The organism is Actinomadura coerulea, assembly GCF_014208105.1.
GTDB classification, from domain to species: domain Bacteria; phylum Actinomycetota; class Actinomycetes; order Streptosporangiales; family Streptosporangiaceae; genus Spirillospora; species Spirillospora coerulea.
Genome location: NZ_JACHMQ010000001.1, coordinates 6518955 through 6541810, shown reverse-complemented (window position 1 = coordinate 6541810; position 22856 = coordinate 6518955). Strand labels below are relative to the sequence as shown.

At 72.2% G+C, this 22856-nt stretch carries 22 protein-coding genes; 11 read left to right on the top strand and 11 right to left on the bottom strand.

Going from position 1 to position 22856, the window contains the following annotated elements; genetic code table 11:
- Position 1: 1 nt before the first annotated feature.
- Both BKA00_RS30315 and BKA00_RS30310 read right to left on the bottom strand, forming a co-directional pair.
- A complete protein-coding gene (locus BKA00_RS30315; protein ID WP_185030844.1) occupies positions 2–883 on the bottom strand; it encodes an SCO6745 family protein in 882 nt (293 codons plus the stop codon).
- A gap of 22 nt (positions 884–905) precedes the next feature.
- Complete coding sequence (locus tag BKA00_RS30310) at positions 906–2033, bottom strand: hypothetical protein (RefSeq protein ID WP_185030842.1); 1128 nt, start codon at positions 2031–2033, stop codon at positions 906–908.
- 289 nt (positions 2034–2322) lie between these two features.
- Here BKA00_RS30310 and BKA00_RS30305 point away from each other — a divergent pair, with 289 nt between their 5' ends.
- A complete protein-coding gene (locus BKA00_RS30305; RefSeq protein WP_230298981.1) occupies positions 2323–2730 on the top strand; it encodes an ATP-binding protein in 408 nt (135 codons plus the stop codon).
- Between the two features lie 84 nt (positions 2731–2814).
- On the opposite strand, the gene BKA00_RS30300 is transcribed toward BKA00_RS30305, so the two are convergent.
- Positions 2815–4383, bottom strand: coding sequence for an MDR family MFS transporter (locus BKA00_RS30300; RefSeq protein ID WP_185034986.1), 1569 nt, complete (start codon positions 4381–4383; stop codon positions 2815–2817).
- Positions 4384–4557: 174 nt separating this feature from the next.
- On the opposite strand from BKA00_RS30300, the gene BKA00_RS30295 reads away from it, so the two are divergent.
- Positions 4558–5142, top strand: coding sequence for a TetR/AcrR family transcriptional regulator (locus BKA00_RS30295; RefSeq protein ID WP_185030839.1), 585 nt, complete (start codon positions 4558–4560; stop codon positions 5140–5142).
- Between the two features lie 12 nt (positions 5143–5154).
- Here BKA00_RS30295 and BKA00_RS30290 read toward each other — a convergent pair whose 3' ends face one another.
- Positions 5155–6888 (bottom strand): pyruvate dehydrogenase, encoded by a 1734-nt coding sequence (locus tag BKA00_RS30290; protein WP_185030838.1) that lies wholly within the window; start codon positions 6886–6888, stop codon positions 5155–5157.
- A gap of 195 nt (positions 6889–7083) precedes the next feature.
- Between BKA00_RS30290 and BKA00_RS30285 the strand changes: the two genes are divergently transcribed.
- From BKA00_RS30285 to fahA, 4 genes are all read left to right on the top strand, one after another.
- The gene (locus BKA00_RS30285; protein WP_185030836.1) at positions 7084–7629 is read left to right on the top strand and encodes a MarR family winged helix-turn-helix transcriptional regulator; all 546 of its coding nucleotides are present in this window, start codon (positions 7084–7086) and stop codon (positions 7627–7629) included.
- Between the two features lie 136 nt (positions 7630–7765).
- Positions 7766–8971: a homogentisate 1,2-dioxygenase gene (locus tag BKA00_RS30280; RefSeq protein ID WP_185030833.1), complete on the top strand. Its 1206-nt coding sequence runs from the start codon at positions 7766–7768 to the stop codon at positions 8969–8971.
- Positions 8968–9819 carry a hypothetical protein gene (locus BKA00_RS30275; protein ID WP_185030831.1) on the top strand — a complete coding sequence of 284 codons (852 nt, stop codon included), beginning with the start codon at positions 8968–8970 and terminating at the stop codon, positions 9817–9819. The genes BKA00_RS30280 and BKA00_RS30275 overlap by 4 nt, the downstream gene beginning before the upstream one ends.
- A complete protein-coding gene (fahA, locus tag BKA00_RS30270; RefSeq protein WP_185030829.1) occupies positions 9816–10982 on the top strand; it encodes a fumarylacetoacetase in 1167 nt (388 codons plus the stop codon). The genes BKA00_RS30275 and fahA overlap by 4 nt, the downstream gene beginning before the upstream one ends.
- A 164-nt stretch (positions 10983–11146) precedes the next feature.
- Here fahA and BKA00_RS30265 read toward each other — a convergent pair whose 3' ends face one another.
- The gene (locus BKA00_RS30265) at positions 11147–12112 is read right to left on the bottom strand and encodes an alpha/beta fold hydrolase (protein WP_185030826.1); all 966 of its coding nucleotides are present in this window, start codon (positions 12110–12112) and stop codon (positions 11147–11149) included.
- Between the two features lie 123 nt (positions 12113–12235).
- On the opposite strand from BKA00_RS30265, the gene BKA00_RS30260 reads away from it, so the two are divergent.
- The 3 genes from BKA00_RS30260 (at position 12236) to BKA00_RS30250 (ending at position 13780) form a co-directional block, all read left to right on the top strand.
- Positions 12236–12772, top strand: coding sequence for a nuclear transport factor 2 family protein (locus BKA00_RS30260; protein ID WP_185030824.1), 537 nt, complete (start codon positions 12236–12238; stop codon positions 12770–12772).
- Positions 12773–12827: 55 nt separating this feature from the next.
- Entirely contained in the window at positions 12828–13352 is a 525-nt protein-coding gene (locus BKA00_RS30255; protein ID WP_185030822.1) for a GNAT family N-acetyltransferase, read from the top strand.
- A gap of 233 nt (positions 13353–13585) precedes the next feature.
- The gene (locus BKA00_RS30250) at positions 13586–13780 is read left to right on the top strand and encodes a hypothetical protein (RefSeq protein ID WP_185030820.1); all 195 of its coding nucleotides are present in this window, start codon (positions 13586–13588) and stop codon (positions 13778–13780) included.
- Positions 13781–13874: 94 nt separating this feature from the next.
- Here BKA00_RS30250 and BKA00_RS30245 read toward each other — a convergent pair whose 3' ends face one another.
- From BKA00_RS30245 to BKA00_RS30220, 6 genes are all read right to left on the bottom strand, one after another.
- On the bottom strand, positions 13875–14561 hold the full coding sequence (locus BKA00_RS30245) for a class I SAM-dependent methyltransferase (protein ID WP_185030818.1): 687 nt from the start codon (positions 14559–14561) through the stop codon (positions 13875–13877).
- A 57-nt stretch (positions 14562–14618) separates the two neighbouring features.
- Entirely contained in the window at positions 14619–15881 is a 1263-nt protein-coding gene (locus BKA00_RS30240; RefSeq protein WP_185030816.1) for an ABC transporter ATP-binding protein, read from the bottom strand.
- Between the two features lie 9 nt (positions 15882–15890).
- Positions 15891–16721 carry a carbohydrate ABC transporter permease gene (locus BKA00_RS30235; protein ID WP_185030814.1) on the bottom strand — a complete coding sequence of 277 codons (831 nt, stop codon included), beginning with the start codon at positions 16719–16721 and terminating at the stop codon, positions 15891–15893.
- On the bottom strand, positions 16721–17671 hold the full coding sequence (locus BKA00_RS30230; RefSeq protein WP_185030812.1) for a carbohydrate ABC transporter permease: 951 nt from the start codon (positions 17669–17671) through the stop codon (positions 16721–16723). The genes BKA00_RS30235 and BKA00_RS30230 overlap by 1 nt, the downstream gene beginning before the upstream one ends.
- A gap of 28 nt (positions 17672–17699) precedes the next feature.
- A complete protein-coding gene (locus BKA00_RS30225) occupies positions 17700–19079 on the bottom strand; it encodes an extracellular solute-binding protein (RefSeq protein ID WP_185030810.1) in 1380 nt (459 codons plus the stop codon).
- A gap of 274 nt (positions 19080–19353) precedes the next feature.
- Complete coding sequence (locus tag BKA00_RS30220) at positions 19354–20328, bottom strand: hypothetical protein (protein ID WP_185030807.1); 975 nt, start codon at positions 20326–20328, stop codon at positions 19354–19356.
- A 199-nt stretch (positions 20329–20527) separates the two neighbouring features.
- On the opposite strand from BKA00_RS30220, the gene BKA00_RS30215 reads away from it, so the two are divergent.
- Positions 20528–21703 (top strand): hypothetical protein, encoded by a 1176-nt coding sequence (locus BKA00_RS30215; protein WP_185030805.1) that lies wholly within the window; start codon positions 20528–20530, stop codon positions 21701–21703.
- A 72-nt stretch (positions 21704–21775) separates the two neighbouring features.
- Positions 21776–22846: a quinone-dependent dihydroorotate dehydrogenase gene (locus tag BKA00_RS30210; RefSeq protein WP_185030803.1), complete on the top strand. Its 1071-nt coding sequence runs from the start codon at positions 21776–21778 to the stop codon at positions 22844–22846.
- Positions 22847–22856: the final 10 nt, after the last annotated feature.

Sequence of the window (22856 nt, the reverse complement as noted above, 5' to 3'; positions counted from 1 at the left end):
CTCAGCGGGGCGGCGCTTGGATCCTGCCGATGCCGAGGGTGTTCCGCGCGGGCATCAGCCCGGTCTCCAGGACCTTCACCAGGATCGGCATCGTGAGCTGCGCCAGCCGGTCGGCCTTGGGGGCGCCGAGCGTCCGCCACGGCTCGTAGGCGAGGTCGTCGGTCGTCCGCTCGACGTCGTCGCGCAGTTCGCTCCCGCGGACGGTCGCGGCGCCGTCCGCGTCGACGAGCCCGCGGGAGGCGAGGCGGTCGCGGGCGGCGGTCCACTCCTCGTCCGTCCAGCCGCGGCTCGCGAACGTCTCCGCGGGCGCGGCCCCGACGGCGGCGAACGACACCAGCGCCTCGACCGGGTCGAGCCCGCGGGTGAGGAGCGCGGCCACGTGGCCGTCCCCGCGCTGCTCGCGCAGGATGCCGATGGCGTGCCACAGGACGAGGTGCGGCTCGTCCGGCCAGGGCAGGTCGGCGTTGGCGGCGGCGATCGGGCGTCCGGCGGTGCTCGCCGCCTCGGCGGCTGCGCGGGCCAGCTCGGCGGCCTCGGCCAGGTCCGGGTTTCCGACGTCGTCGCCGAGGAGCGTCCGGTACATGCGGTCGACGGCGCGCAGGCGGGCCTCCAGGACGCGGCCGGGCGGCGCGACCGCCCAGGCGGCGGGGATGTGCTCGGCCACCATCCGGGGGCTGAAGCTGTAGAAGGCGGCCGACACGGCCTCGCCTCCCGCGGCGCCGAGCGGCGCGGCGCGCCAGGCGAAGTAGCTCGGCCAGCGCGTCTCCACGTCGTATCCGAGCGCCCGCGCCTCGGCGAAGACGTCCGGGGAGTACCAGAACAGGGCGTGCAGGGGTTCGAGCTGGTGCCACATCTGCCGTGCGAAACCGGGATCCTCCGCCATCACGCGGTCCTCTCTCTCGGGGTCACCTCCACTCTATCTTGACATTGCCTAGATAGCTCTCCCGGTCACGCGCGACCGGCCATCCGCCCGGAGGCGCGCCGGCCTGGGACGGCGGCACGGGCGGCGCACCGCCCGGACGGGACGGCGGCGCCGCGCGCCGCGCGCGCGGCCCGGAGGACAGGCGGGACGGCAGGACGGCGGGCAGTTCGCGCGGTTCGTCCCACCCGGGGGACGTCCGGGCGCGAGCCGCGAGCGGGGCCCGGCGCTCGTGGCGGGGGAAGGCCAGCAGCGCGAGCACGGCCAGCCCGACCCCTGCGGCCCGGAGCCAGAACGGTCCGGCCTCGCGCGGCCACGGCTCCCCGTACAGCAGTGTGGCCGACAGCAGGAGGTGCGTCTTCGCGGTGACCGTGACGACGGTGACGATGACGGTGAGGCGGCAGCGCTGGAGGCCGATCGACAGCAGCCCGACGCCGAACACGCCCGCGAGCAGGAACAGGTACGGGTGCGGCGAGGAGGGAACGTCCGCCCCCCGCCCCGCGGCGAACATCATCGCCATGCCCTGCCCGAAGACCTCGGTCGCGCCGAGCAGGACGCCCGCGCCGATCCCGGAGGCGATGCCCGTCAGCGGGCGCGCATGGCGGCCGCCGACCGGGCGGTCGCGCACGCAGAACATCCACAGCGGGACGGCCAGCGACGGCACGCACACCAGCCCGGCCTTCCACAGCGGCAGCGCGGCCGCCGCGGCGCCGACGCGATGCGGCGCCGCCCCACCGTGGCCCAGCGCCGGCAGCACCGACAGCGCCGCGGTGACCATCGCGGCGACCGTGATGAGGACGGCGAGCCACTCGCGCGAGGTGGGCCGCTCACCGAAGCCGCTCATGCCGACGGCCAGCAGCATGACGAGACCGAGCCCGTAGGAGGGCAGCGTCGCCGCGACGGGCAGCGCGGCCAGCGCCGTGGCGGAGAGCCCGAACCCCGCCATGAGCACCAGGAGCCCGGCGAGCCAGCGCGGGCTCCGCGCGAGGAGTCCGGCGGCGTGCAGCGGATGGCGGCCCGAAAGGGGGCTCATCCGCCCCGCGGCCGTCTTGAACAGAACGTAAGCGCCGATGTAGACGGCCTGCGCAGCGCAGGCGAGGACGACCGCGTGCATGGCGTTCCTCCCAGGGGTGGGGCCCCAGCGTGACATGAGGAAGGTGTGCGGTGATTCTGGCTGGAAGACGGAGAAGTTCCCGGTTTTGTGCGTCCGGGTGAGTAGTGCCCCACGCTGCGGAGATGTTTTTCATGATGTGCGCTTGGAGCGGCGACTCCTGCCGTAAGCTCCGCCACCTAAGGCCGACCTGCCCCGGAAAGGCCAAGATCAAAGCGTCCATGGCGTTCCCCGGTCACTCTGCGCAGATGAATGATCGCGGAACGCTTCCCGAACCGAGTGTGGTGATGAAGTGACCGAGGGGATGGAACGGCTCGGCGAACCGATCGGCTTCACCGGGGAGGGCGACGGCGGCCGCCGCGCCCGCCGCGCCGTCCGCGAGCGCGCCGCGAAGGTCTTCGCGGACGAGACGCTCCTCGACGACGTCGAGCTGATGACCGCCGAGGGCGTCGCCAACGCCATCCTGCACGGGTCCGGCCTCATCAGCGTCACGATCGCCACCGACGGGCGGTGGCTCCGCGTCGAGGTGTCCGACGACGGTCCCGCCCAGGCCGACCCGAACGGCCCGCCCCGCCTCGACCACGGCCGCGGCCTCACCGTCATCGACGCCCTGGCGGGCGAATGGGGCCTGGACCAGACCCCCCACCGCACCCGCCTGTGGTTCGTCATCGACGGCCGCCACTCACCCGCCCCCGTCTAACGCCTGCCCGGCGTCTGGGGTGCGAGGTGTCAGGTGGGGAGGGCGCGGCGGGTCACTCGGCCCGGCTCTTCGGCCGGGCTCTTGTCAGGAGCCTGACAAGGCGCGGCCCTCCGCGGCGGGCGCGGGGACGTCCCCCTTCGCGGGTTCCGGCGAGCCGCCGAGGTCGAGGCTGTCGCGCAGCGTCACCGGCTTGAGGAACGCCGCCGCGACGATGCCGACGATCGCGATCGCCGCGGAGATCAGGAAGATGTGGCCGGTGGCGTCGCCGTAGGCGGCCCGGACGACCTCCTGCACGGGCGCGGGCAGGGCGCGGATGTCGAGCGTGCCGGCGTCGCCGCCGCCGGCCCCCGGGTTCACCCCGAGCCTGCGCAGCCCGTCGGCGATCCGGTCCGCGACCTGGTTCGCCAGGACGGCGCCGAGCACGGAGACGCCGACCGTCCCGCCGAGGGAGCGGAAGAACGTGACCGTCCCGCTCGCGGCTCCGATCTCGTGGAGGCGGACCGAGTTCTGCACGACGAGGACGAGGTTCTGCATCGTCATGCCGACCCCGGCGCCGACCAGGAACATCGCGGCGCCGATGAAGACGAGCGACGTCTGGTGGTCGATGGTGGCGAGCAGGCCGAACCCGGCGGTCAGCACGACCGTCCCGAGGAGGATGTAGGGCTTGACCTTGCCGGTCTTGCTGGCGAGGCGCCCGGCCACGGTGGAGGCGCCGAACACGCCGAGCATCATCGGGAAGGTGAGCAGGCCCGCCTTGGTCGGGCTGTAGCCGCGACCGATCTGGAAGTACTGGCCGAGGAAGACGGCGCCGCCGAACATCGCCATGCCGACGGCCAGGCTGGCCGTGATCGCGAGCGCGGTGTTGCGGCGCGCCACGATGTCCAGCGGGACGATCGGCTCCGCCACGCGGGACTCGACCCACACGGCCGCGGCGAGCAGCACGACGCCGGACCCGGCCATCGCGGCCGTCTGCCACGACAGCCAGGCGAAGTTCTCGCCGACGAAGGTGACCCAGATCAGCAGCACGCTGACCCCGGCGGCGATGAGCGTCGCGCCCAGGTAGTCGATCCTGACGTTCGGCCGCCGGACGTGCGGGAGCCGCAGGGTCTTCTGCAGGAGCCCGAAGGCCACGACCGCGAACGGCACGCCGATGAAGAAGCACCAGCGCCAGCCGAGCGCGGAGTCGACGATGAGGCCGCCGAGCAGCGGCCCGCCGACCGTGGCGACGGCCATCACGCCGCCGAGGTAGCCGTAGTAGCGGCCCCGGTCCCGCGGGCTGATCATCGCCGCCATGATGATCTGGACGAGGATCTGCAGCGCGCCGACACCGAGGCCCTGCACCGCGCGGAACGCGATGAGCTGCGGGGTGCTCTGCGCGAACCCGGACGCCACCGACGCCAGGACGAAGATGCCGACGCCCGCCTGGAGCAGCGTCTTCTTGTCGTAGAGGTCGGCCAGCTTGCCCCAGATCGGGGTACTGGCGGTCGACACGAGCAGGGTCGCGGTGACGACCCAGGTGTACTGCGACTGGCTGCCCTTGAGGGCGCCGATGATCTGCGGCAGCGCGGTGGACACGACGGTGCTGCTCAGCATCGCCACGAACAGCACCAGCAGCAGGCCGCTGAGCGCTTCGAGGATCTGGCGGTGCGACATCGGGGCCGATCTCGCGGGGACCTGCTCGGTCAAGGAACGCCTCCGGTGAAGTGGGTCTGGGGAGCGGTCGTCCTGAGGTGGGAACGAGGGGATCAACTCCCGGCCGGGGCCCTTTATTCCCAATGCGCAAATTTTCGCGCTGGGCAGTTTTTTGCCCGCTAGGCTGGTACGACCATGGAGAACACCGGCGGGCTGCGCGAGCGCAAGAAGGAGGCGACGCGACGCGCCCTGCACGAGGCCGCGACGCGACTCGCCGTCGAGCACGGCCTGGACGAGGTCACCGTCGAGGCCATCGCCGACGCCGCGGGCGTGTCCCGCCGCACCTTCTCCAACTACTTCGCCGGCAAGGAGGACGCCCTCCTCTACGGCGACGAGCAGCGGATGAACGCCGTGCTGGAGACCTTCGCGTCCCGCCCGCCCGGCGAGTCGTCATGGACGGCGCTGCGCGCCTCCCTGGACGCCCTCCACGCGGAGACCGGCGACCTGGACCCCCGGTGGGCCGCGCAGACCCGCCTCGCCCGCAAGCACCCGTCCGTGCTCGGGCGGCAGCTCGCCAGCTACGCCGAGTTCGAGCGCGCCCTCGCCGACCTGATCGCCTCCCGGGACGGCCTCCCCCGCCTGCGCGCCCGCGTCATGGCCGGCGCCTTCATGACCGCGCTGCGCGTCGCGTCCGTGACCTGGATCGAGGAGCAGCCCGTCCGCCCCCTCGCCGAGGTCGCCGCCGAGACCCTCACGGAGATGGCCCGCGAGTTCCGCTGACCGTCCGGGCCCTCAGGGGCGGGGGATGTTGCGCAGGTTGCTGCGGGCCAGGTCGAGCATCCGGCCGACGCCTCCGGTGAGGACGGTCTTGCCCGCCGACAGCGCGAACCCCTTCACCTGCTGCGGCGTGATGCGCGGCGGGATGGACAGGGCGTTCGGGTCGGTCACGACGTCCACCAGGTAGGGGCCGGGCGCGGCGAGCGCGCGCTCCATCACGGTGCGGACGTCGGACGGGCGCTCCACCCGCGCCGACTCGATCCCGGCCGCCTCGGCGATCGCCGCGTAGTCGACGGGTTCGTGGTCGGTCTCGTAGGACGGCAGGCCGTCCACCATCATCTCCAGCTTCACCATGCCGAGCGACGCGTTGTCGAACAGGATGATCTTCACGGGGACGCGGTGCAGCCTCACCGTGAGCAGCTCGCCGAGCAGCATGCCGAGACCGCCGTCGCCGGAGATCGAGATCACCTGGCGTCCGGGCGCGCCGAACTGGGCGCCGACGGCGTGCGGGAGCGCGTTGGCCATGGAGCCGTGGACGAACGACCCCATCACGCGGCGGCGCCCGTTCGGGGTGATGTAGCGGGCGGCCCAGACGTTGCACATCCCGGTGTCCACGGTGAAGATCGCGTCGTCGTCGGCGAGGTCGTCCAGGACACCGGCGACGTATTCCGGGTGGATCGGGATGTGCCGGTCGATGTCGCGGGTGTAGGCGGAGACCACGTTCTCCAGCGCCCGCGCGTGGCGGTGCAGCATCTCGTCCAGGTAGGCGCGGTCGTGCTTCTGCTCGACCTGGTCCAGGACGAGCCGGATCGTCTCCCCGACGTCCCCGTGGACGGCGAGGTCGAGCGGGGTCCGGCGGCCCGGCTTCGACGGGTCGTCGTCCACCTGGATCGTGTTCCTGCCCGGCAGGAACGGGTCGTAGGGGAAGTCGGTGCCGAGCAGGAGGACGAGGTCGGCGTCCTGCATCGCCTCGTAGCAGGCGCCGTAGCCGAGCAGGCCGCTCATGCCGACGTCGAACGGGTTGTCGTACTGGATCCACTCCTTCCCGCGCAGCGCGTGGCCGACCGGCGAGAGCAGCCGGTGCGCCAGCTCGATCACCTCTCCGTGGGCGTCCCGGACGCCGGCGCCGCAGAACAGCATCACCTTCCGCGCCCGGTTCAGCGCGCCGGCGAGCTGCTCGACCTGGTCGGCCGGCGGACGGACGACCCCCTTGCGGACGAGGAAGTCGTGCTCGCCGGTGGGCTCGGCCGTGTCATGGCCCGCGACGTCGCCGGGCAGCGTCAGCACGGAGACGCCGCCGAGCCCGATCGCGTGCTGGATCGCGGTCCGCAGGATGCGCGGCATCTGCTCCGGGGTGACGATCGGCTCGCAGAAGTGGCTGCAGTCGACGAACAGCCGCTCGGGGTGGGTCTCCTGGAAGTAGCCGCTGCCGATCTGCACGCTCGGGATCTGCGACGCCAGCGCCAGCACCGGCGCGCCCGACCGGTGCGCGTCGTACAGGCCCTGGACGAGGTGGGTGTTGCCGGGCCCGCAACTGCCCGCGCACACGGCGAGCCGTCCCGTGGTCTGCGCCTCGGCCGCCGCCGCGAACGCGCCCGCCTCCTCGTTGCGGACGTGCACCCAGTCGATCCCGCGGGTCCGCCGCACGGCGTCCACGACCGGGTTGAGGCTGTCGCCCACCACCCCGTAGATCCGCCGGACGCCGGCCTGCCGCAGCACCTCGATGAACTGGTCGGCGACGGTCGCCATTCGCCTCTCCCCCGCTTGGTCCCCGCTCGGTCTCCCGCTGTGTCTCCCGCCTGTTCCTCCCCCGCCGTGCAATGCCCGATGGCTTACGGCTGACACCCGCGCCCCACGAGGGTTAAATAGTCAATCCATGAACTAGTTCGGCGGGACTGCGAGCGGATGAGCACTTGATGAGCACCGGCAGATGAGCACGCGGACATGAGCGACGGGACGGGCGCCGACGGCGGGGCCGAGCTGGACTTCTGGTCGTTCGTCGATCTCGCGGAGCGGCGGCTGTCGGAGGAGTTCGGGTTCCGGCACCGGCTGGCGACGCGGCTGCTGCTGACGCTGAACCGGGCGTCGGCGATCGTCACCTACGACCTGGAGTCGACGGTGCACCGGCCGCGCGGCCACTCCTGGTCGGCGTTCCGGCTGCTGTTCGTGACCTGGCTCGCCGGGCCGCTGGAGCCCGGCCGGGCCGCCACGCTGGCCGGGATGAGCAGGGCCGCCGTGTCCAACCTGAGCAAGACGCTCGTCGCGGACGGCATGCTCGTGCGCACCCCGGGCGAGCGGGACGGGCGGTCGGTGATCCTCGCGCTGACCGAGCGGGGGCAGGACGCGATGCTGGAGATCTTCGCCGGGCAGAACGAGCGCGAGCGGCAGTGGGCGGGCGTGCTCACCGAGACCGAGCAGCGCATGCTCGTCATGCTGCTGGACAAGCTCATCGCGGGGCGGGGGGCCTTCGACGTCCGCGAGCGGAGCTGACCAGAACCCGGGTGATGGGGGCCTGGTGACGGGGCCGGTGATCGGGGCCGGTGATTGGGGCCTTCCCCTTGGAGGGAGAACAGCCGTAAGGTCGGCAGAAAGTAGTTAATGCGTTAATCATCGGAGGCGATGGAGGATGGCCCACTACCGCAGGGTCGGCCACGTGCCGCCGAAACGCCACACCCAGCACCGCCACAGCGGTGGCGGGGACGGCGGGGAGCGGCTCTACTTCGAGGAACTGATGGGCGAGGAGGGCTTCTCCTCCGACTCGTCGCTGCTGTACCACCGGGAGATCCCGTCCGCGATCGTCGACTCGCGGGTGTGGGACGTCCCCGACCAGACCACGACGCCCAACCATCCGCTGCGGCCGCGCCACCTGAAGCTGCACGAGCTGTTCCCCAAGGAGACGTGGTCCGAGACCGACGTCGTCACCGGACGCCGGACCATCCTCGCCAACGGCGACGTCCGGCTGTCCTACGTCGTGTCCGCCGCCGACTCGCCGCTGTACCGCAACGCGACCGGCGACGAGATCGTCTACATCGAGTCCGGCACCGCGACGGTCGAGACGGTCTTCGGGGTGGTGGAGGCGAAGCAGGGCGACTACGTCGTCATCCCGACCTCGACCACGCACCGGTGGCTGCCGACCGGCGACCAGCCGCTGCGCGCGTACGCGATCGAGGCGACCGGCCACGTCGCGCCGCCGAAGCGCTACCTTTCGCGCTACGGCCAGTTCCTGGAGCACGCCCCGTACTGCGAGCGCGACCTCCACGGCCCCGGTGAGCCGCTCCAGGCCGACGGCACCGACGTCGAGGTCCTCGTCAAGCACCGCACGTCGCGCGGCATCACCGGCACCCGGCTGACCTACGCGCGGCACCCGTTCGACGTCGTCGGGTGGGACGGCTGCCTGTACCCGTTCACGTTCAGCGTGCACGACTTCGAGCCCATCACCGGCCGCGTCCACCAGCCGCCGCCCGTCCACCAGGTGTTCGAGGGCCACAACTTCGTCGTGTGCAACTTCGTGCCCCGCAAGGTGGACTACCACCCGCTGTCGATCCCGGTGCCCTACTACCACTCGAACGTGGACTCCGACGAGATCATGTTCTACTGCGGCGGCGACTACGAGGCGCGCAAGGGCTCCGGCATCGGCCAGGGCTCGGTCTCGGTGCACCCGGGCGGCCTCGCGCACGGCCCGCAGCCCGGCGCGTACGAGCGCAGCATCGGCGTCGAGTTCTTCGACGAACTGGCGGTCATGGTCGACACCTTCCGCCCGCTCGAACTGGGCGAGGGCGGCCTGGCCTGCGAGGACGACGCGTACGCCTGGACCTGGGCGGGGCGGCGATGACCGCCCCGTTCGCGATCCCCCCGTTCGCGCTGGGCCTGTGCGACGACGCCGCCGTCTTCCCGCCGGGGCTCGCGCCGCTCGCCGACGCCGTCCCGGCGCACCGCGACCACCGCGCCGCCGCCTACGCCGGACTCGTCGGTCCGCTGGTGCTGCCCGCCACTGCGCTCGACGCCCTGTACCCGCTGCTCGACGGCGGGCCGCTGGACGTGTCGATCACCGCGCCGAACGGGCCGTGCGAGGCCGCGAAGGCGGTGGGCGTCGCCGCCGGCCTGCCCGTCGAGGTGCGCGGGCTGGAGGTCGCCGTCCCGCCCGGCATGGACCCGGAGGAGTTCTTCCGCGTGCTCGGCCGCCCCGGCGTGCCCGTGTACGTCGAGATCCCCCGCGACGAGCGGCGGCCCGCGTTCATCGAGGCGGTCGCCGCGCGCGGCGACCGGGCGAAGTTCCGCACCGGCGGGGTGAAGGCCCACCTGTACCCGGGTCCGGACGAGCTGGCCTCCGCCGTCATCGCGGTCGTGGACGCGGGGGTGCCGTTCAAGGCGACGGCGGGCCTGCACCATCCCGTCCGGAACACCGACCCCGAGACCGGGTTCCACCAGCACGGCTTCCTGAACCTGCTGCTCGCCACCGACGCCGCCCTGGACGGCCGCCCCCGCGCGGAGCTCGCCGCCGTCCTGGCCGACCGCGACGCGCCCGCGGTCGCCGCCCGCGTGGCGGGCCTCGGCGAGGCGCGCACGGCCGCGGCCCGCGCCCGCTTCCTGTCCTTCGGGACGTGCAGCATCACCGATCCCCTGACCGAACTCGCGGACCTCGGGCTGCTCGGGTCCGCACTCCTGGAGACGTCCCGATGACCCGCATCGCGATCCCCGGAGACTCCCTCTTCGGGCTCGCCAACCTCCCCTACGGCGTGTTCTCGACCCCGGGCACCGCGCCCCGCGTGGGCGTCCGCGTCGCCGACTCCGTCGTGGACCTCGCCGCCGGCCTCGGCGACGACGTCTTCGCCGCGCCGTCGCTGAACCCGTTCATGGCGCAGGGCCACGCTCGCTGGGTCGAGGTCCGCGAGCAGGTCCTCGACCTCGTCTCCGAGGACGTCCCGGACGAGGCCGTCCACCCCCTCGGCGCGGTGACCCCGCACATGCCGTTCGAGGTCGCCGACTACGTGGACTTCTACGCCTCCGAGCACCACGCGTCCAACCTCGGCCGGCTGTTCCGCCCGGACTCCGAGCCGCTCATGCCGAACTGGAAGCACCTGCCGGTCGGGTACCACGGCCGCGCCGGGACGGTCGTGCCGTCCGGGACGCCGATCGTGCGCCCGAGCGGGCAGCGCAAGGGCGACCCGGCGCCCACCTTCGGGGAGAGCCGCCGCCTGGACATCGAGGCCGAGGTCGGCTTCGTGGTCGGCACCGGCTCGGCGCTGGGCGACCCGGTGAGCGCGGACGACTTCGACGAGCGGGTGTTCGGCGTCGTCCTGGTCAACGACTGGTCGGCGCGCGACATCCAGGCGTGGGAGTACGTCCCGCTCGGCCCGTTCCTGGGGAAGAGCTTCGCGACCTCGGTGTCCCACTGGGTCGTCCCGCTCCTCGCTCTGGAGGCCGCCCGCGTCGCCACGCCGCCGCAGCACCCCGAGCCGCTGCCCTACCTGCGGGAGAAGAACCCGTGGGGCCTTGACCTCGACCTCGCCGTCTCATGGAACGGGCAGGTCGTCTCCCGCCCGCCCTACCGGGAGATGTACTGGTCGCCCGCCCAGATGCTCGCGCACATGACGGTGAACGGCGCCTCGTCCCGCACCGGCGACCTGTTCGCCTCCGGGACGGTCTCCGGCCCGGACAAGGACCAGCGCGGCGCCTTCATCGAGCTCACGTGGGGCGGCAAGGAGCCCGTGACGGTCAACGGCGAGCCGCGCACCTTCCTGGAGGACGGCGACGAGGTCTCGATCACCGCCTCGGCGCCCGGCCCCTCCGGCGCCCGCATCGGCTTCGGAGAGGTCACCGGCCGGATCCTTCCCGCCCGCTGAGTCTCCGGCGGGCGCCGCCCTCGGGGGGTGGCGCCCGCCGGACCACCCCGGGAGTCCGCGTCTACTGGAAGCGGCAACGAACTGGACCTCGGCGGCGGTGAGCCCTGGAGCCACTCGGTCACCACCTCCGTCCACGACGGACCCTGCTGACGGCCCGTCCCCGGTCACAGGTCGGCGAGGAAGGCGAGCATCGCCTTGTTGACCTCGTTGGCCGCCTCCATCTGCACGAAGTGTCCCGCGCCGTCGATGATGTGGACGTCCCGTAGACCCGGTACGTGGGTTTCCATCTGCTTCAGTGCGGCGGAACCCATCATCTGGAGGACCGGGTCGCGCTCGCCTACGAGGAAGAGTGTGGGGACCGTGACAGGCTCGTCCGGACGGCTCTGCTTCTCGTTCCAGACGTGGTCGTAGGCCCGGTACCAGTTGAGCCCGCCGGTGAAGCCCGTCCGGCGGAACTCATCGGCGTAGAAGGCGAATTCGTCCTGCGACAACCACGGCCATGGCAAGGGCGGGGCTTCGGGGAGGACGTCGAGGTATCCGTTGCCTTCGCTTGGGTGCTGCCAGATGTCGAGGTACCTGTAGCCGCCGCTGAGCGCCCAGAAGACGTTCGCCAGGAAGCGGGCTGGTTCAGCCCCCAATTCCTCGTCCGCGGGCCCCTTCTCCTGGAAGTAGTGCACATGGACGAAGTGCTGTTCGGCCATCCGCGCGTAGAACTCGGTGGGCGGGCGCTTCGAGACGGGCATGCGCGGCACGCTCAGCTGTATCAGCGCCGTGACCCGTCCAGGAGCCCATTGGGGCAGGTCCCAGACGAGAGCGGCTCCGAAGTCGTGGCCCGCGAAAACGGCCTCGTCGATGCCCAGGGCGTCCAGGACACCGACCAGGTCGGCGACGGTGTGCCGCCGGTCGTAGGCCCGCGGCGAAGGCGGGCGGCTGCTGCGCCCGTATCCGCGCATGTCGAGGGCGATGGCCCGGTATCCCGCCGCGGCCAGGGCCGGGAGCTGCCGCCGCCAGCTGTACCAGAGGCCCGGGAAGCCATGGCACATCACCACCGGGAGGCCGTCGCCCTGCTCGACCGCGTGAAGGGTTACGTCACCCGCGTCCAGCATGTGGTGCCGCTCGCGGAAGCTCATGACGGATCCTCCCTCCGCTAGGGACGATCCTGAAGCCTCGCGCACGGCGCGACGTGCCGCTCTCCCGTTCACCGGGACGGCGGTTGGACGGCCGGCCGCCCCGTCGGCGAAGGTCGGGGCACCATGTCGCGATACCCGAGGTCGCAGCCCCCGAGTCCCGACCTCGCCGCGCGCGTCGCCCGGCTGGAGGCCATCGAGGAGATCAAGGCGCTCAAGCACCGCTACCTGCGCGCCTGCGACGCCAAGGACCCCGAGGAGTTCCGGGCCTGCTTCATCGCCTCCGGCGCGTCGATCGACTACGGGCGGCTGGGCGCGTTCGACGACGCGGAGGGCATGGTCAGGGTCTTCGAGGCGATCGCGCTCCGGAAGGTCGACGGCAGGAACCTCGTCCTCGACATGCACCACGCGACGCACCCGGACATCACCGTGCACGACGGGACGCGCGCGTCGGGACGCTGGACGCTCAAGTTCCGCCAGGTGAACCTGGAGGACGGCACCGAGTCGGTCAGCACGGGCGAGTACGACGACGAGTACGTGGTCGAGGACGGCCGCTGGAAGATGGCGAAGTGCCACTTCCACCGCTACTGGACGATCACCCGTCCGCTCGGCCCCGGCTGCCGCGTCGACCAGGCGACCGGCGGGGGACCGCGTCCCGGCTAGAGTCGCACCCGACGAGCGGCCCGCGCCCGCGGGCGGCACCGACCTGGTGAGCAGCATGGAACCGATCTTCCGGACGGCCGCGGCGGACGACGTCCCGGCCCTCGTCGCGCTCGTGGAGAGCGCCTACCGCGGGGAGGCCAGCCGCGCCGGCTGGACCACCGAGGCCGACCTTCTCGACGGCCAGCGCACGGACCCGGAGGCCGTGGCGGCCGTGGTGCACGATCCGCGCTCGGTGATGCTGGTGGCCGAGACCGACGGCGCGCTCACGGCCTGCTGCCAGCTGGAGGACCGCGGCGGGCACGCCTACTTCGGCATGTTCGCCGTCAGCCCGTCCCAGCAGGGCGGCGGGCTCGGCCGCCGGGTCCTGGCCGAGGCCGAGCGGCGGGCGCGCGAGCGGTGGGGCGCGGCCGAGATGCGCATGACGGTGATCAGCCAGCGCGAGGACCTGATCGCCTGGTACGTCAGGCGCGGCTACACCCGGACCGGCGAGACGAGCCCGTTCCCCTACGGCGACGAGCGCTTCGGCCTGCCCAAGCGCGACGACCTGGTGTTCGAGCTGCTGGTGAAGAAGCTCCGCTGACGCCTACGGGCGGGACGCCGTGGGCGAGGGCCGCGGTGACGGTCCCGTGGCCCGCGGCGCGGCAGCTTCCAGGTGTCGACATGGGGAGCTGGCGCGGCCGCATCCCTGTTGAGGGTTTTCGGCCTTTGGCCCAAGCTTTGGCGGTCAAAGTCTCACTGGCAGTTTCAATGACACCCTTGAAGGTGGTGGTTGAGGGCGCCGCTTGAGGGCGCTGATCGATGGAAGGCGGGCGCGTGAAGTTCGTTCTTGAAGTGGACATGAGTGAGGGCGCCGTCGCCGCGGACGCCGTCGCCGAACTGGGGCGGATCCTGCGGTACTGGGGCGGGAACGTCCGGCACTACGAGTTGAGGCCCGGGGACGGCTCCGCCATCTACGACTCGGACTACCGCGAGGTGGGGCGCTGGGAGATCGCCGAGACGCCCGCATAGCCCGCCGGGCCGGACGTGCGGTGAACCGGACGTGCGGCGAGGCGCCCGGTCGGGGAGGTTCCCGCCGGGCGCCTCGCGCGGAATTCCCGGGAAGTCAGGAGCGGGACGGGACCAGGCGGAAGGCGACGAAGGCGGGAGACCGCTCCAGCTTCGCGTGGTCTTCGGGGTAGCGCTCGGCCATCTCCGGGACGGGCCGCGGCTCCAGGAGCTCCTCGATGAGGAACCCGGCCGCGCGGAACTCGGCGCAGATCGCCGTCAGGGGGCGCCGCCACGCCCGGATCGGCCAGTCCCGGTCGGGGCTCAGCGACTCCTCCACCGGCTCTTCGAGGAAGTAGGAGCCGCCCAGGCGCAGCCATCCCGCCATCGGATGCTCCGTCGAGAGGACGACCGCGCCGCCGGGGGCCAGGATGCGGCGGAACTCCTTCAGCAGCGCGACCCGGTCGTCGAAGTAGTGCAGCGCCAGCGCGAGCACCACCAGGTCGGCGGAGGCGTCCGGCATCCAGTCGACGGGCGTGGACAGGTCGTGGACGCGCAGGTCGGCGCGGCCTCCGGTGCGTTTCGTGGCCATGTCGACGAAGGTGGGGCTGACGTCGCAGCCGGCGACGCGGGCGCCGCGGTCGAGCAGTTCCCGCGCGTAGAGGCCGGGGCCGCACGCGGCGTCGAAGACGGTGAGGCCGGCCACGTCCCCCGCGAGGCCGAGCACGGCGGGACGGTCGTAGAGGGCGTTGTAGGAGCTGTCCTCGGCATGGGCGGCGTACTCGTGGGCGAAGCGCTCGTACATGCCTCCGATCGTGCCAGAAAGATCAACCATGTGTGTCAGGAGGGCGGCCGGCATCTGTCAGACTTCGGCGGCCGGCTCGCGCTGCGCCTCCCGGTGGGCGGCGCGCGACTCCTCGGAGAGGCGGTCGAGCCGCGCGACGCGCTCCTCGTCGCGGGTCAGGTTCTCGCCCGTGGACGGGTCGAACAGGTGCGCCCGCGTCGTGTCGATCCACAGCTCGGCCCCGCGCCCCGGCGCGATCGTGCTGGCCGCGTCCAGCGCCACGACGGCCTGGGTCCGCAACTGGTCGCCGTCGAGCTCCCGCGACAGGTCCCGCAGCCGGGCGGCGAGGTCCTCGGGCGCCTCGTACGGGACGTAGGCGTACTGCTCGTTGCCGAGCCATTCGGTCACGTCCACCCGGACCCGCACGAGGCTGCCGCGTGCCTGCTTCTCCTCGCCGACGAGCGAGGCGTCCTCGAAGTGCTCCGGGCGGATCCCGACGAGCACGACGGACCGGTCGCCGACCGCGGCCGCCTTGCGCGCGTCGCGCAGCTCGAACCGCCCGAGCGGCGTCTCCAGCAACACCCCTTCGCCGGAGCGGTCCACGGACGCGGGCAGGAAGTTCATCGACGGCGACCCGATGAAACCGGCGACGAACAGGTTGACCGGCTCCTCGTACAGCTCGCGCGGGCTCCCGACCTGCTGCAGGACGCCCTTGCGCAGCACCGCGACCCGGTCGCCGAGCGTCATCGCCTCGGTCTGGTCGTGCGTGACGTACACGGTGGTGACGCCGAGGCGCCGCTGGAGCCGGGAGATCTCGGTGCGCATCTGCCCGCGCAGCTTGGCGTCCAGGTTCGACAGCGGCTCGTCGAACAGGAACGCGTCGGCCTGCCGGACGATCGCGCGGCCCATCGCGACCCGCTGCCGCTGCCCGCCGGACAGGTTCGCGGGCTTGCGGTCCAGGTGCTCGGTCAGCTCCAGCAGCTCGGCGGTCTCCGTCACACGCCGCCGCACCTCGTCGTCGGCGACCTTCGCGAGGCGGAGCGGGAAGGCGATGTTCTCGTACACGCTGAGGTGCGGGTAGAGCGCGTAGTTCTGGAACACCATCGACAGGTTCCGCTCCCGCGGCGCGACCTTGTTGACGACCCGGTCGCCGATGACCATCTCGCCGGACGTGATGTCCTCCAGCCCGACGATCATCCGCAGCAGCGTGGACTTGCCGCAGCCGGACGGCCCGACCAGGATCATGAACTCGCCGTCCCGCACGTCCAGGGACACGTCGTTCACGGCCGGGAAACCGTCGCCGTACCGCTTGACGATGTTCTTCATGGTGATGGCGGCCATGGTTTCCTCTCAGCCTTTGACGGCGCCGGACGTCAGCCCGGCCACGATGCGGCGCTGGAACGCCAGGACGATGATCACGACCGGGACCGTGACGACGACGGCGGCGGCGCAGATGGCGGTGGTGGGCTGCTCGAAGTAGGACTCGCCGGTGAAGAACGCCAGCGCCGCCGGGACGGGCCGGGCCCGGTCGGTGGAGGTCAGCGAGATCCCGAAGACGAAGTCGTTCCAGCAGAAGAAGAACGTCAGGATCGCGGCGGTGAACACGCCGGGCGCCGCCAGCGGGACGATCACCTTGCGGAACGCCTGCCAGGACGTGGCCCCGTCCACCTGCGCGGCCTGCTCCATCTCCCACGGGATCTCGCGGAAGAACGCCGACAGCGTCCAGATCGCGAGCGGCAGCGCGAACGAGATGTACGGGATGACCAGGCCCGGCCAGGTGTCGTACAGGCCGATGTTGCGCCACAGGTCGAACAGCGGCCCGACCAGCGACACCACCGGGAACATCGCGATGGCGAGCGCGAACGACAGGATCAGCCGCTTGCCGGGGAACTCCAGCCGCGCGATGGCGTACGCCACCAGCGTCGCGAACACCACCCCGACGAACGTGGCGATCAGCGAGATGCCGATCGAGTTGATCAGCGCCGAGGTGAACAGGTCGGTCTTGAAGACCGTCTCGTAGTTGGCCCACGTCCAGGTCCTGGGGAAGAAGCCCTGGACGTTGCCGACCTCGCTCGGCTGCTTGAACGACAGCATCACGATCCACACGATCGGGAACGCCGTCCACACCAGGATCAGCAGCGAGGCGACGATCCACAGCGACCTCGAACGCGCCGACTCCATCAGCGATCACCTCGCACCTGGGACAGGTCCACCCGGAACCCCTTGATGAACACGGCCGCGATCAGCACCACCGACAGGAACAGCAGCACGCCGACCGCGTTGCCGAGGCCGAGCTCGGTCCGGGTGATGATCTGCTGGTAGGTCAGGAACGACAGCACCTGGGTCTTCTCCTGGCCGGACGTCATGACGAACACGTTGTCGAAGATCCGCCAAGCGTCCAGCGTCCGGAACAGCACCGCGACGAGGATCGCGGCCTTCATGTTGGGGATCGTGACCCGCCTGAGGCGCTGCCACGCCGTCGCGCCGTCCACCGTCGCGGCCTCGCCGAGGTCGGCCGGCACCTGCGCCAGCCCGGCGAGCAGCAGCAGCGACACGAACGGGGTCGTCTTCCAGATCTCCGACAGGATGATCACGAACAGGGCCGCCCAGCGGTCGGAGAACCAGGCGAAGTCGCCGAGCCCGAACCAGGAGTTGACGAACCCCGACTGCACGTCGAAGGCGTACTTCCAGGCGAACGCGGAGATGACCGTGACGATCCCGTAGGGCAGCAGGATCGCGGTCCGCACCGTCCGCCGCCCGAAGACGGCCCGGTGCATCACCATCGCGAGCGCGAACCCGATGACCAGCTCCACCCCCACCGTGGCCACGGTGATGATCAGGGTGGTGAGCACCGTCTGCCAGAACAGGGCGTCCGACAGCGCGGTCGCGTAGTTGCCGAGCCCGACGAAGCGCCGGTCCTCGGGCGCGGTGATCCGGTAGCTGAACAGGGACTGGTAGACGGCGTTGACCAGCGGGTACGCGGTGACCAGCAGCATCACCACCACGGCGGGCAGCGACAGCAGCAGCCCGAGCCTGCGCTCGGCGCGGCCGCGGTCGGAGATCTCCGCGCGGGCGGGGACGGGGGCGCCGCCCGCGCGGCCGAGCTTCGGCGCCGTCTCTGCGGACGTCATCCGGACACCTTCCTTTCCGAGCCTTCCCTCACAGCAGGGCCTGGTCGCCCAGGACCGCCCGGACGAACTCCGCGGACCGGCGCGGCGTCGTCGCGGGGTCCACCGACGCGGGCGGATGCCAGCGGTTCTGGACGGCGCCGGACAGGTCGGCGTAGTAGGGGGTGGCCGGACGGGGCGCGGCCGCGGCGATGGAGTCCCGCATCAGCGGGGCCATCGGGAACTCCTTGAGGATGTCGGGATCATCGAAGATCGCCGGGCGGGCGGCGACGTTGCCCTCGTCGAGCATGTAGCGCTTCATGTTGGCCGGCGAGGTGATGCACCGGACCGCGTCCACGGCCAGGTCCTTGTGCTTGCCGTAGGCGCCCACACCGATCTCGATGCCGCCGAACGGCGGTTTGCTCGGCTGCCGTGCGTCGACCCTCGGGTAGCGGGCCCAGCCGAGGTCGCCGACGATGTCCTTGCCGATGGCACCCGCGTCGGCGTCGCCCTTCTCCGCCCGCCAGACGTAGCCCCAGTTGAGCAGGAAGCCGCCGCGCGCGCCGTTGACCGTCGCCCGGGACTGCTCCTCGATGTCGGTCGACAGCGTCGGGCTCGCCGCGGAGGACCGGGCGAGCCTCCGGATGATCGTCGCCGCCTGCCCCGCGGCCGGCGAGTCGATGTCGATGCTCGCGTCGTCGCCCTTCTCGGCGTCGCTGATGACGCGTCCCCCCGCCGAGGCGATCAGGGCGTTGATCCACACCATGTAGCCCTCGTACCGGTTGCCCTGGACGCCGATCACGGTGTTCGTGCGGACGGCCGCGTCGATGAGCTCGTCCCAGGTGAAGTCGGGGGCGTTCGGGTCGATGCCCGCCTTCTTCGCCACCGACTTGCGGTACCAGAGCAGCTGCGTGTTGGCCCAGAAGGGCGCCGCGTAGAGCCTGCCCTCCCACATCGAGCTCCGCACCGCGGGAGCGAACACTCCGTCGGTCAGCGGCGCGGCCTCGCTCCTGGTGAAGGGGCGCAGGAACCCGGCGTTGGCGGCCTCCGCCACGAAGACGGGGTCCAGGCTCATGAGGTCGAGCCCGGAGTCCTTGGCGGCCAGCCGCCTGATCAGCTGCTCGCGCTGCTGCGTCGCGTCGCTCGGCAGCAGGGACGTCTCGATCCGGTACCTACCGCCCGCGGCCTGCGTGCAGGACTTCGCGATGGCCGCCTGGCCGCCGTTGTCGGGGTTGACGTACCAGGTGAGCTTCGGCGCCCCGCCGCCGTCCCCGCAGGCGGTGAGCCCCCCGGCCAGCAGTGCCGCCGCCACCGCGCCCCTGAGCCAGGCCGATCGCGCCCGCTCCGCGGGACCGTGCCGCCGGGCCGTCCTCACCCGGGGCCGGACGCGTCCCGCCTGGTCGCTCTCCGTTCGGTCGCCTCGCTCGCCCATGGGGCCTCCCGGTGGTCCCACCGGACCGCGGGCACTTCGCCGGGCCGCACCCTCGGCGGGATTGGCCCTCCATTCGACCATCGGTTCGCGTGAGTGTCGAGATCCGGAGAGTAATCGGAAGGCAAAGGGTCTTGGTCCCGATATGGGGAGGTCCTGGTCGGCGTGTGGTGAAGCTCGGCGCTTATGAAGAAGGCGCGGAGGGTGCGCGGACCCCGACCGATCCGCGCTGCCCTCCACGCCTTCGCCCGAGGGGCGGAATGGCGTGGTGGCGGCTCTAGTAGCCGCCCGACCCGTAGCCTCCGCCGCCCCCGTCACCATTGCCGGACCCCGTGCCGACCGCCTTCTTGCCGGTCGGTGTGGTGGCCCACCAGACCCCGCCCACGCCCTGGCCCTTGGTGTCGCCGGGCTGCTTGTCCTGCTCGTAGTAGTACATGGGCCAGCCGTCGATGGTGAGCTGGCATTTGCCGTCGTCCTTGCGCTCGATGAAGTCGACGACCTTCTTCGAGACGCCTTCGAGCTTGAGGTGCTTCCAGCCGTTGAAGACGGCCGGCGGCCACGCCTTCTTGCACGAGCCGAAGCAGTTGGTCGTCGGCGGCCTGTTCTTGTCCTTGTCGTATCGGTAGAGCGTCATGCCCTTGCCGTCGGTCAGGATCAGGCCGAGTTTCGGGTCCCGCTTGGCCTTGACGACCGTCCAGCCTTTCCAGCGGTTGCCGTTCGCCTGCTTGAGCGGGACCGCCTTCTTGCCGGTCGGGGCCGCCGCGTACCAGGTGCCGCCGACGCCCTGGCCCTTCGTGTCGCCCGGGCTGCGGTCCTTGGCGAACCGGTAGAGCGGCCATCCGCCGAGCGTGACCTGCCACTTGCCGTCCGGCCGCTTCACCTTGCCGACCAGCGACTGCTTGACGCCCTTGACCTCGGTGCCCCCCTGGCCCGCCCACACCGGCGGCCACGCCTTGGCGCACGCGTCCGCGCAGGTCGACGCGGGCGGCCGGGAGGTGTCGTTGTCGAAGCGGTAGAGCGTCATGCCGGTGCCGTCGGTGACGACCCTGCCGAGCTTGGTGACACTGGCCACCTCCAGCACCGTCGGCTCGGGCGCGGGCGACTCGGACGGCTCGGCCGACGGCTGCGCCTGCGCCCGCGAGCCGGCGGCGTTCTGCCTCCCCCCGGCCTTCTCCTGCCCGCACCCGCTCAGCACCAGTCCCGACGCCGTGAGGGCGGCCGCTGCCGGGATCGCCCAACGTGGGAATTTCATGTCGTGTCCTCCAGGTCGTCCTGGGCCCCGGCTCCGGTTCCAGGTCCCGCACGTCGATCGAGGTGGAGCCGCCGCTCCTGGATCGAGGAGGAATACGGTGAACCCCTCGGACCGGGTTCAACCGCCTGGAACCGGTCGCCCGCGCGCCGAGTCACATGCTTGTGCCGCGGGACCGCGGCCGTGGACGAGGAAGGCAGCGGTGACCACGGGAAACGACACGGCGGGCGGCCCGGTCGACCTGACGAAGAAACGTCCCCCGGCGCCGGAGACCGAACGCGGCGCGGGTCCGGCGTGGCTCGTCGTGCCGGCCCGCGTGGTGGCGCTGATCGTCGTGGTCCCGCTGCGGCTCGGCTGGGACCTGGTCGTGCTCCTGGCCCGCGGCGTCCGGGCGGCGTGGAACGCTCTCCTGCGGGTGCCGGGCCGGTTCGGCCGGTTCCTCGGCCGGATGCTGCTCGGCGCCTGGCGCGCCCTGTACCGGTGGCTGCTCGCCCCGGCCGGACGGCTGCTGGCCGCCATCGGACGTGGCATCGCCGCTCTGCTCGACCTCCTCCTCGTCCGGCCGCTGCGCTGGCTCGCCGTCGTCGTGGCCCTCGGCTTCCTGCGATGGTTCGGACGCGGGGCCGGACGGCTCGGCCGGTGGATCCACCGCGTCCTCATCGCGCCGATCGGCCGGTTCCTGGCCCTGCTCGGACGCGGCCTCGGAGGACTTCTCGCGTTCCTGCTGCTGCGTCCGCTCAGGGCGCTCGGCCGCGGGCTCGCCTGGCTGCTCGGCGTCCTCGGGCAGGGCGTCGGGCTGCTCTTCAAGGGCATCGGCCTGCTGATCGGCGTGCTCGTCGTCCTGCCCGCCGTGCTGCTGTGGCGCTACCTCCTGCGCCCGCCGCTGCTCGGCCTCGCCTGGCTGGCCCGCGCCCTGTGGGCCGGTCTGGCCCGGCTCGGCCGCGGCACCCTCGCCTTGCTGGCCGCGCTCGGCGGCGTCCTCGCGTCCGGCCGGCGCGCCTTCGCGGCGGCGGTGGCCTGGTCGTGGAGTTTCATCGGACGCTGCCTGGCCTGGCTCGGACGCGTCCTCATCGTCGCGCCCGCAAGGGCGGTGTGGCGCTACCTCCTGGCACCGATCGTCGCGGGGGCCGTCGGGGCCTGGCGCCTCGCCGCCCGAATCCTCCGGTGGCTCTGGCGGACGCTGGTCGTCGCGCCAGTGCGGGTTCTGGTCGTCGCCCCGGCCCGATGGGTACGCGCGAGCGTGCTGCGCCCGCTAGGACACGGCATCCGCTCAACGTGGCGGGTCACCGTAGGCGACCCCCTCCGCGCCGCGCGCCGCACGATGCGAGAAGCAGCCCACGACGTCCGCCTCACCCTCCGCCGCACCTTCCGGGGCTGATTTCATCGCAGTGCTCGATGATGGAGGGCCGCCAGGCCCGAAGGAGGAGCGGGGAGCAAAGATGGGGGAGTGATGTATCGACTCCTTTTCTCACTGGTCATCGCCCGCGTTCCGGCGGAGAGCGTCCACCATCTGACCCTGCGCGCGCTGCACGCGATCCAGGCGGTGCCGGGCGCGGTGCCGCTGCTGCGCCGGCTGTTCGCGCCGCGCGACCCGGCGCTGGCCGTCCGCGCGTTCGGGCTGGACTTCCCGAGCCCGCTGGGTCTCGCCGCCGGGTTCGACAAGGACGCCGTCGCCTACGCGGCGCTCGGCGCGTTCGGTTTCGGCCATGTCGAGATCGGGACGGTGACCGGGCACCCGCAGCCCGGCAACCCGCGCCCGCGGCTGTTCCGGCTCGTCCCGGACCGGGCGGTCGTCAACCGGATGGGCTTCAACAACGCGGGCTCCGAGGCCGCCGCGCGGCGGCTCGCCCGCCGGGCGCCGGGGACGATCGTCGGCGCCAACATCGGCAAGACCAAGGTCGTCCCGGAGGCGTCGGCCGCCGCCGACTACGTCGCGAGCACCGAGCGGCTCGCCCCGCACGCCGACTACCTCGTCGTCAACGTCAGCTCCCCCAACACCCCCGGGCTGCGGAACCTCCAGGCCGTCGAGCACCTGCGGCCGCTGCTGACGGCCGTGCGCGAGGCCGCCGACCGCTCGTCCGCCCGCCGCGTCCCGCTGCTGGTGAAGATCGCGCCGGACCTCGCGGACGACGACGTCGACGCCGTCGCCGACCTCGCCCTCGAACTCGGACTCGACGGCATCATCGCCACCAACACCACCATCGCCCGGGACGCCCTGCTCAGCCCGCCCGCGCTGGCCAAGGAGACCGGCGGGCTGTCGGGCGCGCCGCTGCGGGAGCGGTCCCTGGAGGTCCTGCGCCGGCTGCGGTCCCGCACGGGCGGGCGGCTCGCGCTGGTCTCCGTCGGCGGGGTCGAGACGGCCGACGACGTGTGGGACCGCGTCCGGGCGGGCGCGACCCTCGTCCAGGGCTACACCGGCATGATCTACGGCGGCCCGCTCTGGGCGCACCGCGTCAACCGCGACCTGTCGCGCCGTCTGCGCGGCAGCGCCTTCCGCACCCTGGACGAAGCCCGCGGCTGACTCCGGGCCG

What these genes read in the sequence shown, in the direction of transcription:
- BKA00_RS30315 (WP_185030844.1), bottom strand. Translation starts at nt 883, where the DNA reads ATGGCGGAGGATCCCGGTTTCGCACGGCAGATGTGGCACCAGCTCGAA.
- BKA00_RS30310 (WP_185030842.1), bottom strand. Translation starts at nt 2,033, where the DNA reads ATGCACGCGGTCGTCCTCGCCTGCGCTGCGCAGGCCGTCTACATCGGC.
- BKA00_RS30300 (WP_185034986.1), bottom strand. Translation starts at nt 4,383, where the DNA reads ATGTCGCACCGCCAGATCCTCGAAGCGCTCAGCGGCCTGCTGCTGGTG.
- BKA00_RS30295 (WP_185030839.1), top strand. Translation starts at nt 4,558, where the DNA reads ATGGAGAACACCGGCGGGCTGCGCGAGCGCAAGAAGGAGGCGACGCGA.
- BKA00_RS30290 (WP_185030838.1), bottom strand. Translation starts at nt 6,888, where the DNA reads ATGGCGACCGTCGCCGACCAGTTCATCGAGGTGCTGCGGCAGGCCGGC.
- BKA00_RS30285 (WP_185030836.1), top strand. Translation starts at nt 7,084, where the DNA reads ATGAGCGACGGGACGGGCGCCGACGGCGGGGCCGAGCTGGACTTCTGG.
- BKA00_RS30280 (WP_185030833.1), top strand. Translation starts at nt 7,766, where the DNA reads ATGGCCCACTACCGCAGGGTCGGCCACGTGCCGCCGAAACGCCACACC.
- BKA00_RS30275 (WP_185030831.1), top strand. Translation starts at nt 8,968, where the DNA reads ATGACCGCCCCGTTCGCGATCCCCCCGTTCGCGCTGGGCCTGTGCGAC.
- fahA (WP_185030829.1), top strand. Translation starts at nt 9,816, where the DNA reads ATGACCCGCATCGCGATCCCCGGAGACTCCCTCTTCGGGCTCGCCAAC.
- BKA00_RS30265 (WP_185030826.1), bottom strand. Translation starts at nt 12,112, where the DNA reads ATGAGCTTCCGCGAGCGGCACCACATGCTGGACGCGGGTGACGTAACC.
- BKA00_RS30260 (WP_185030824.1), top strand. Translation starts at nt 12,236, where the DNA reads ATGTCGCGATACCCGAGGTCGCAGCCCCCGAGTCCCGACCTCGCCGCG.
- BKA00_RS30255 (WP_185030822.1), top strand. Translation starts at nt 12,828, where the DNA reads ATGGAACCGATCTTCCGGACGGCCGCGGCGGACGACGTCCCGGCCCTC.
- BKA00_RS30245 (WP_185030818.1), bottom strand. Translation starts at nt 14,561, where the DNA reads ATGTACGAGCGCTTCGCCCACGAGTACGCCGCCCATGCCGAGGACAGC.
- BKA00_RS30240 (WP_185030816.1), bottom strand. Translation starts at nt 15,881, where the DNA reads ATGGCCGCCATCACCATGAAGAACATCGTCAAGCGGTACGGCGACGGT.
- BKA00_RS30235 (WP_185030814.1), bottom strand. Translation starts at nt 16,721, where the DNA reads ATGGAGTCGGCGCGTTCGAGGTCGCTGTGGATCGTCGCCTCGCTGCTG.
- BKA00_RS30230 (WP_185030812.1), bottom strand. Translation starts at nt 17,671, where the DNA reads ATGACGTCCGCAGAGACGGCGCCGAAGCTCGGCCGCGCGGGCGGCGCC.
- BKA00_RS30225 (WP_185030810.1), bottom strand. Translation starts at nt 19,079, where the DNA reads ATGGGCGAGCGAGGCGACCGAACGGAGAGCGACCAGGCGGGACGCGTC.
- BKA00_RS30220 (WP_185030807.1), bottom strand. Translation starts at nt 20,328, where the DNA reads ATGAAATTCCCACGTTGGGCGATCCCGGCAGCGGCCGCCCTCACGGCG.
- BKA00_RS30210 (WP_185030803.1), top strand. Translation starts at nt 21,776, where the DNA reads ATGTATCGACTCCTTTTCTCACTGGTCATCGCCCGCGTTCCGGCGGAG.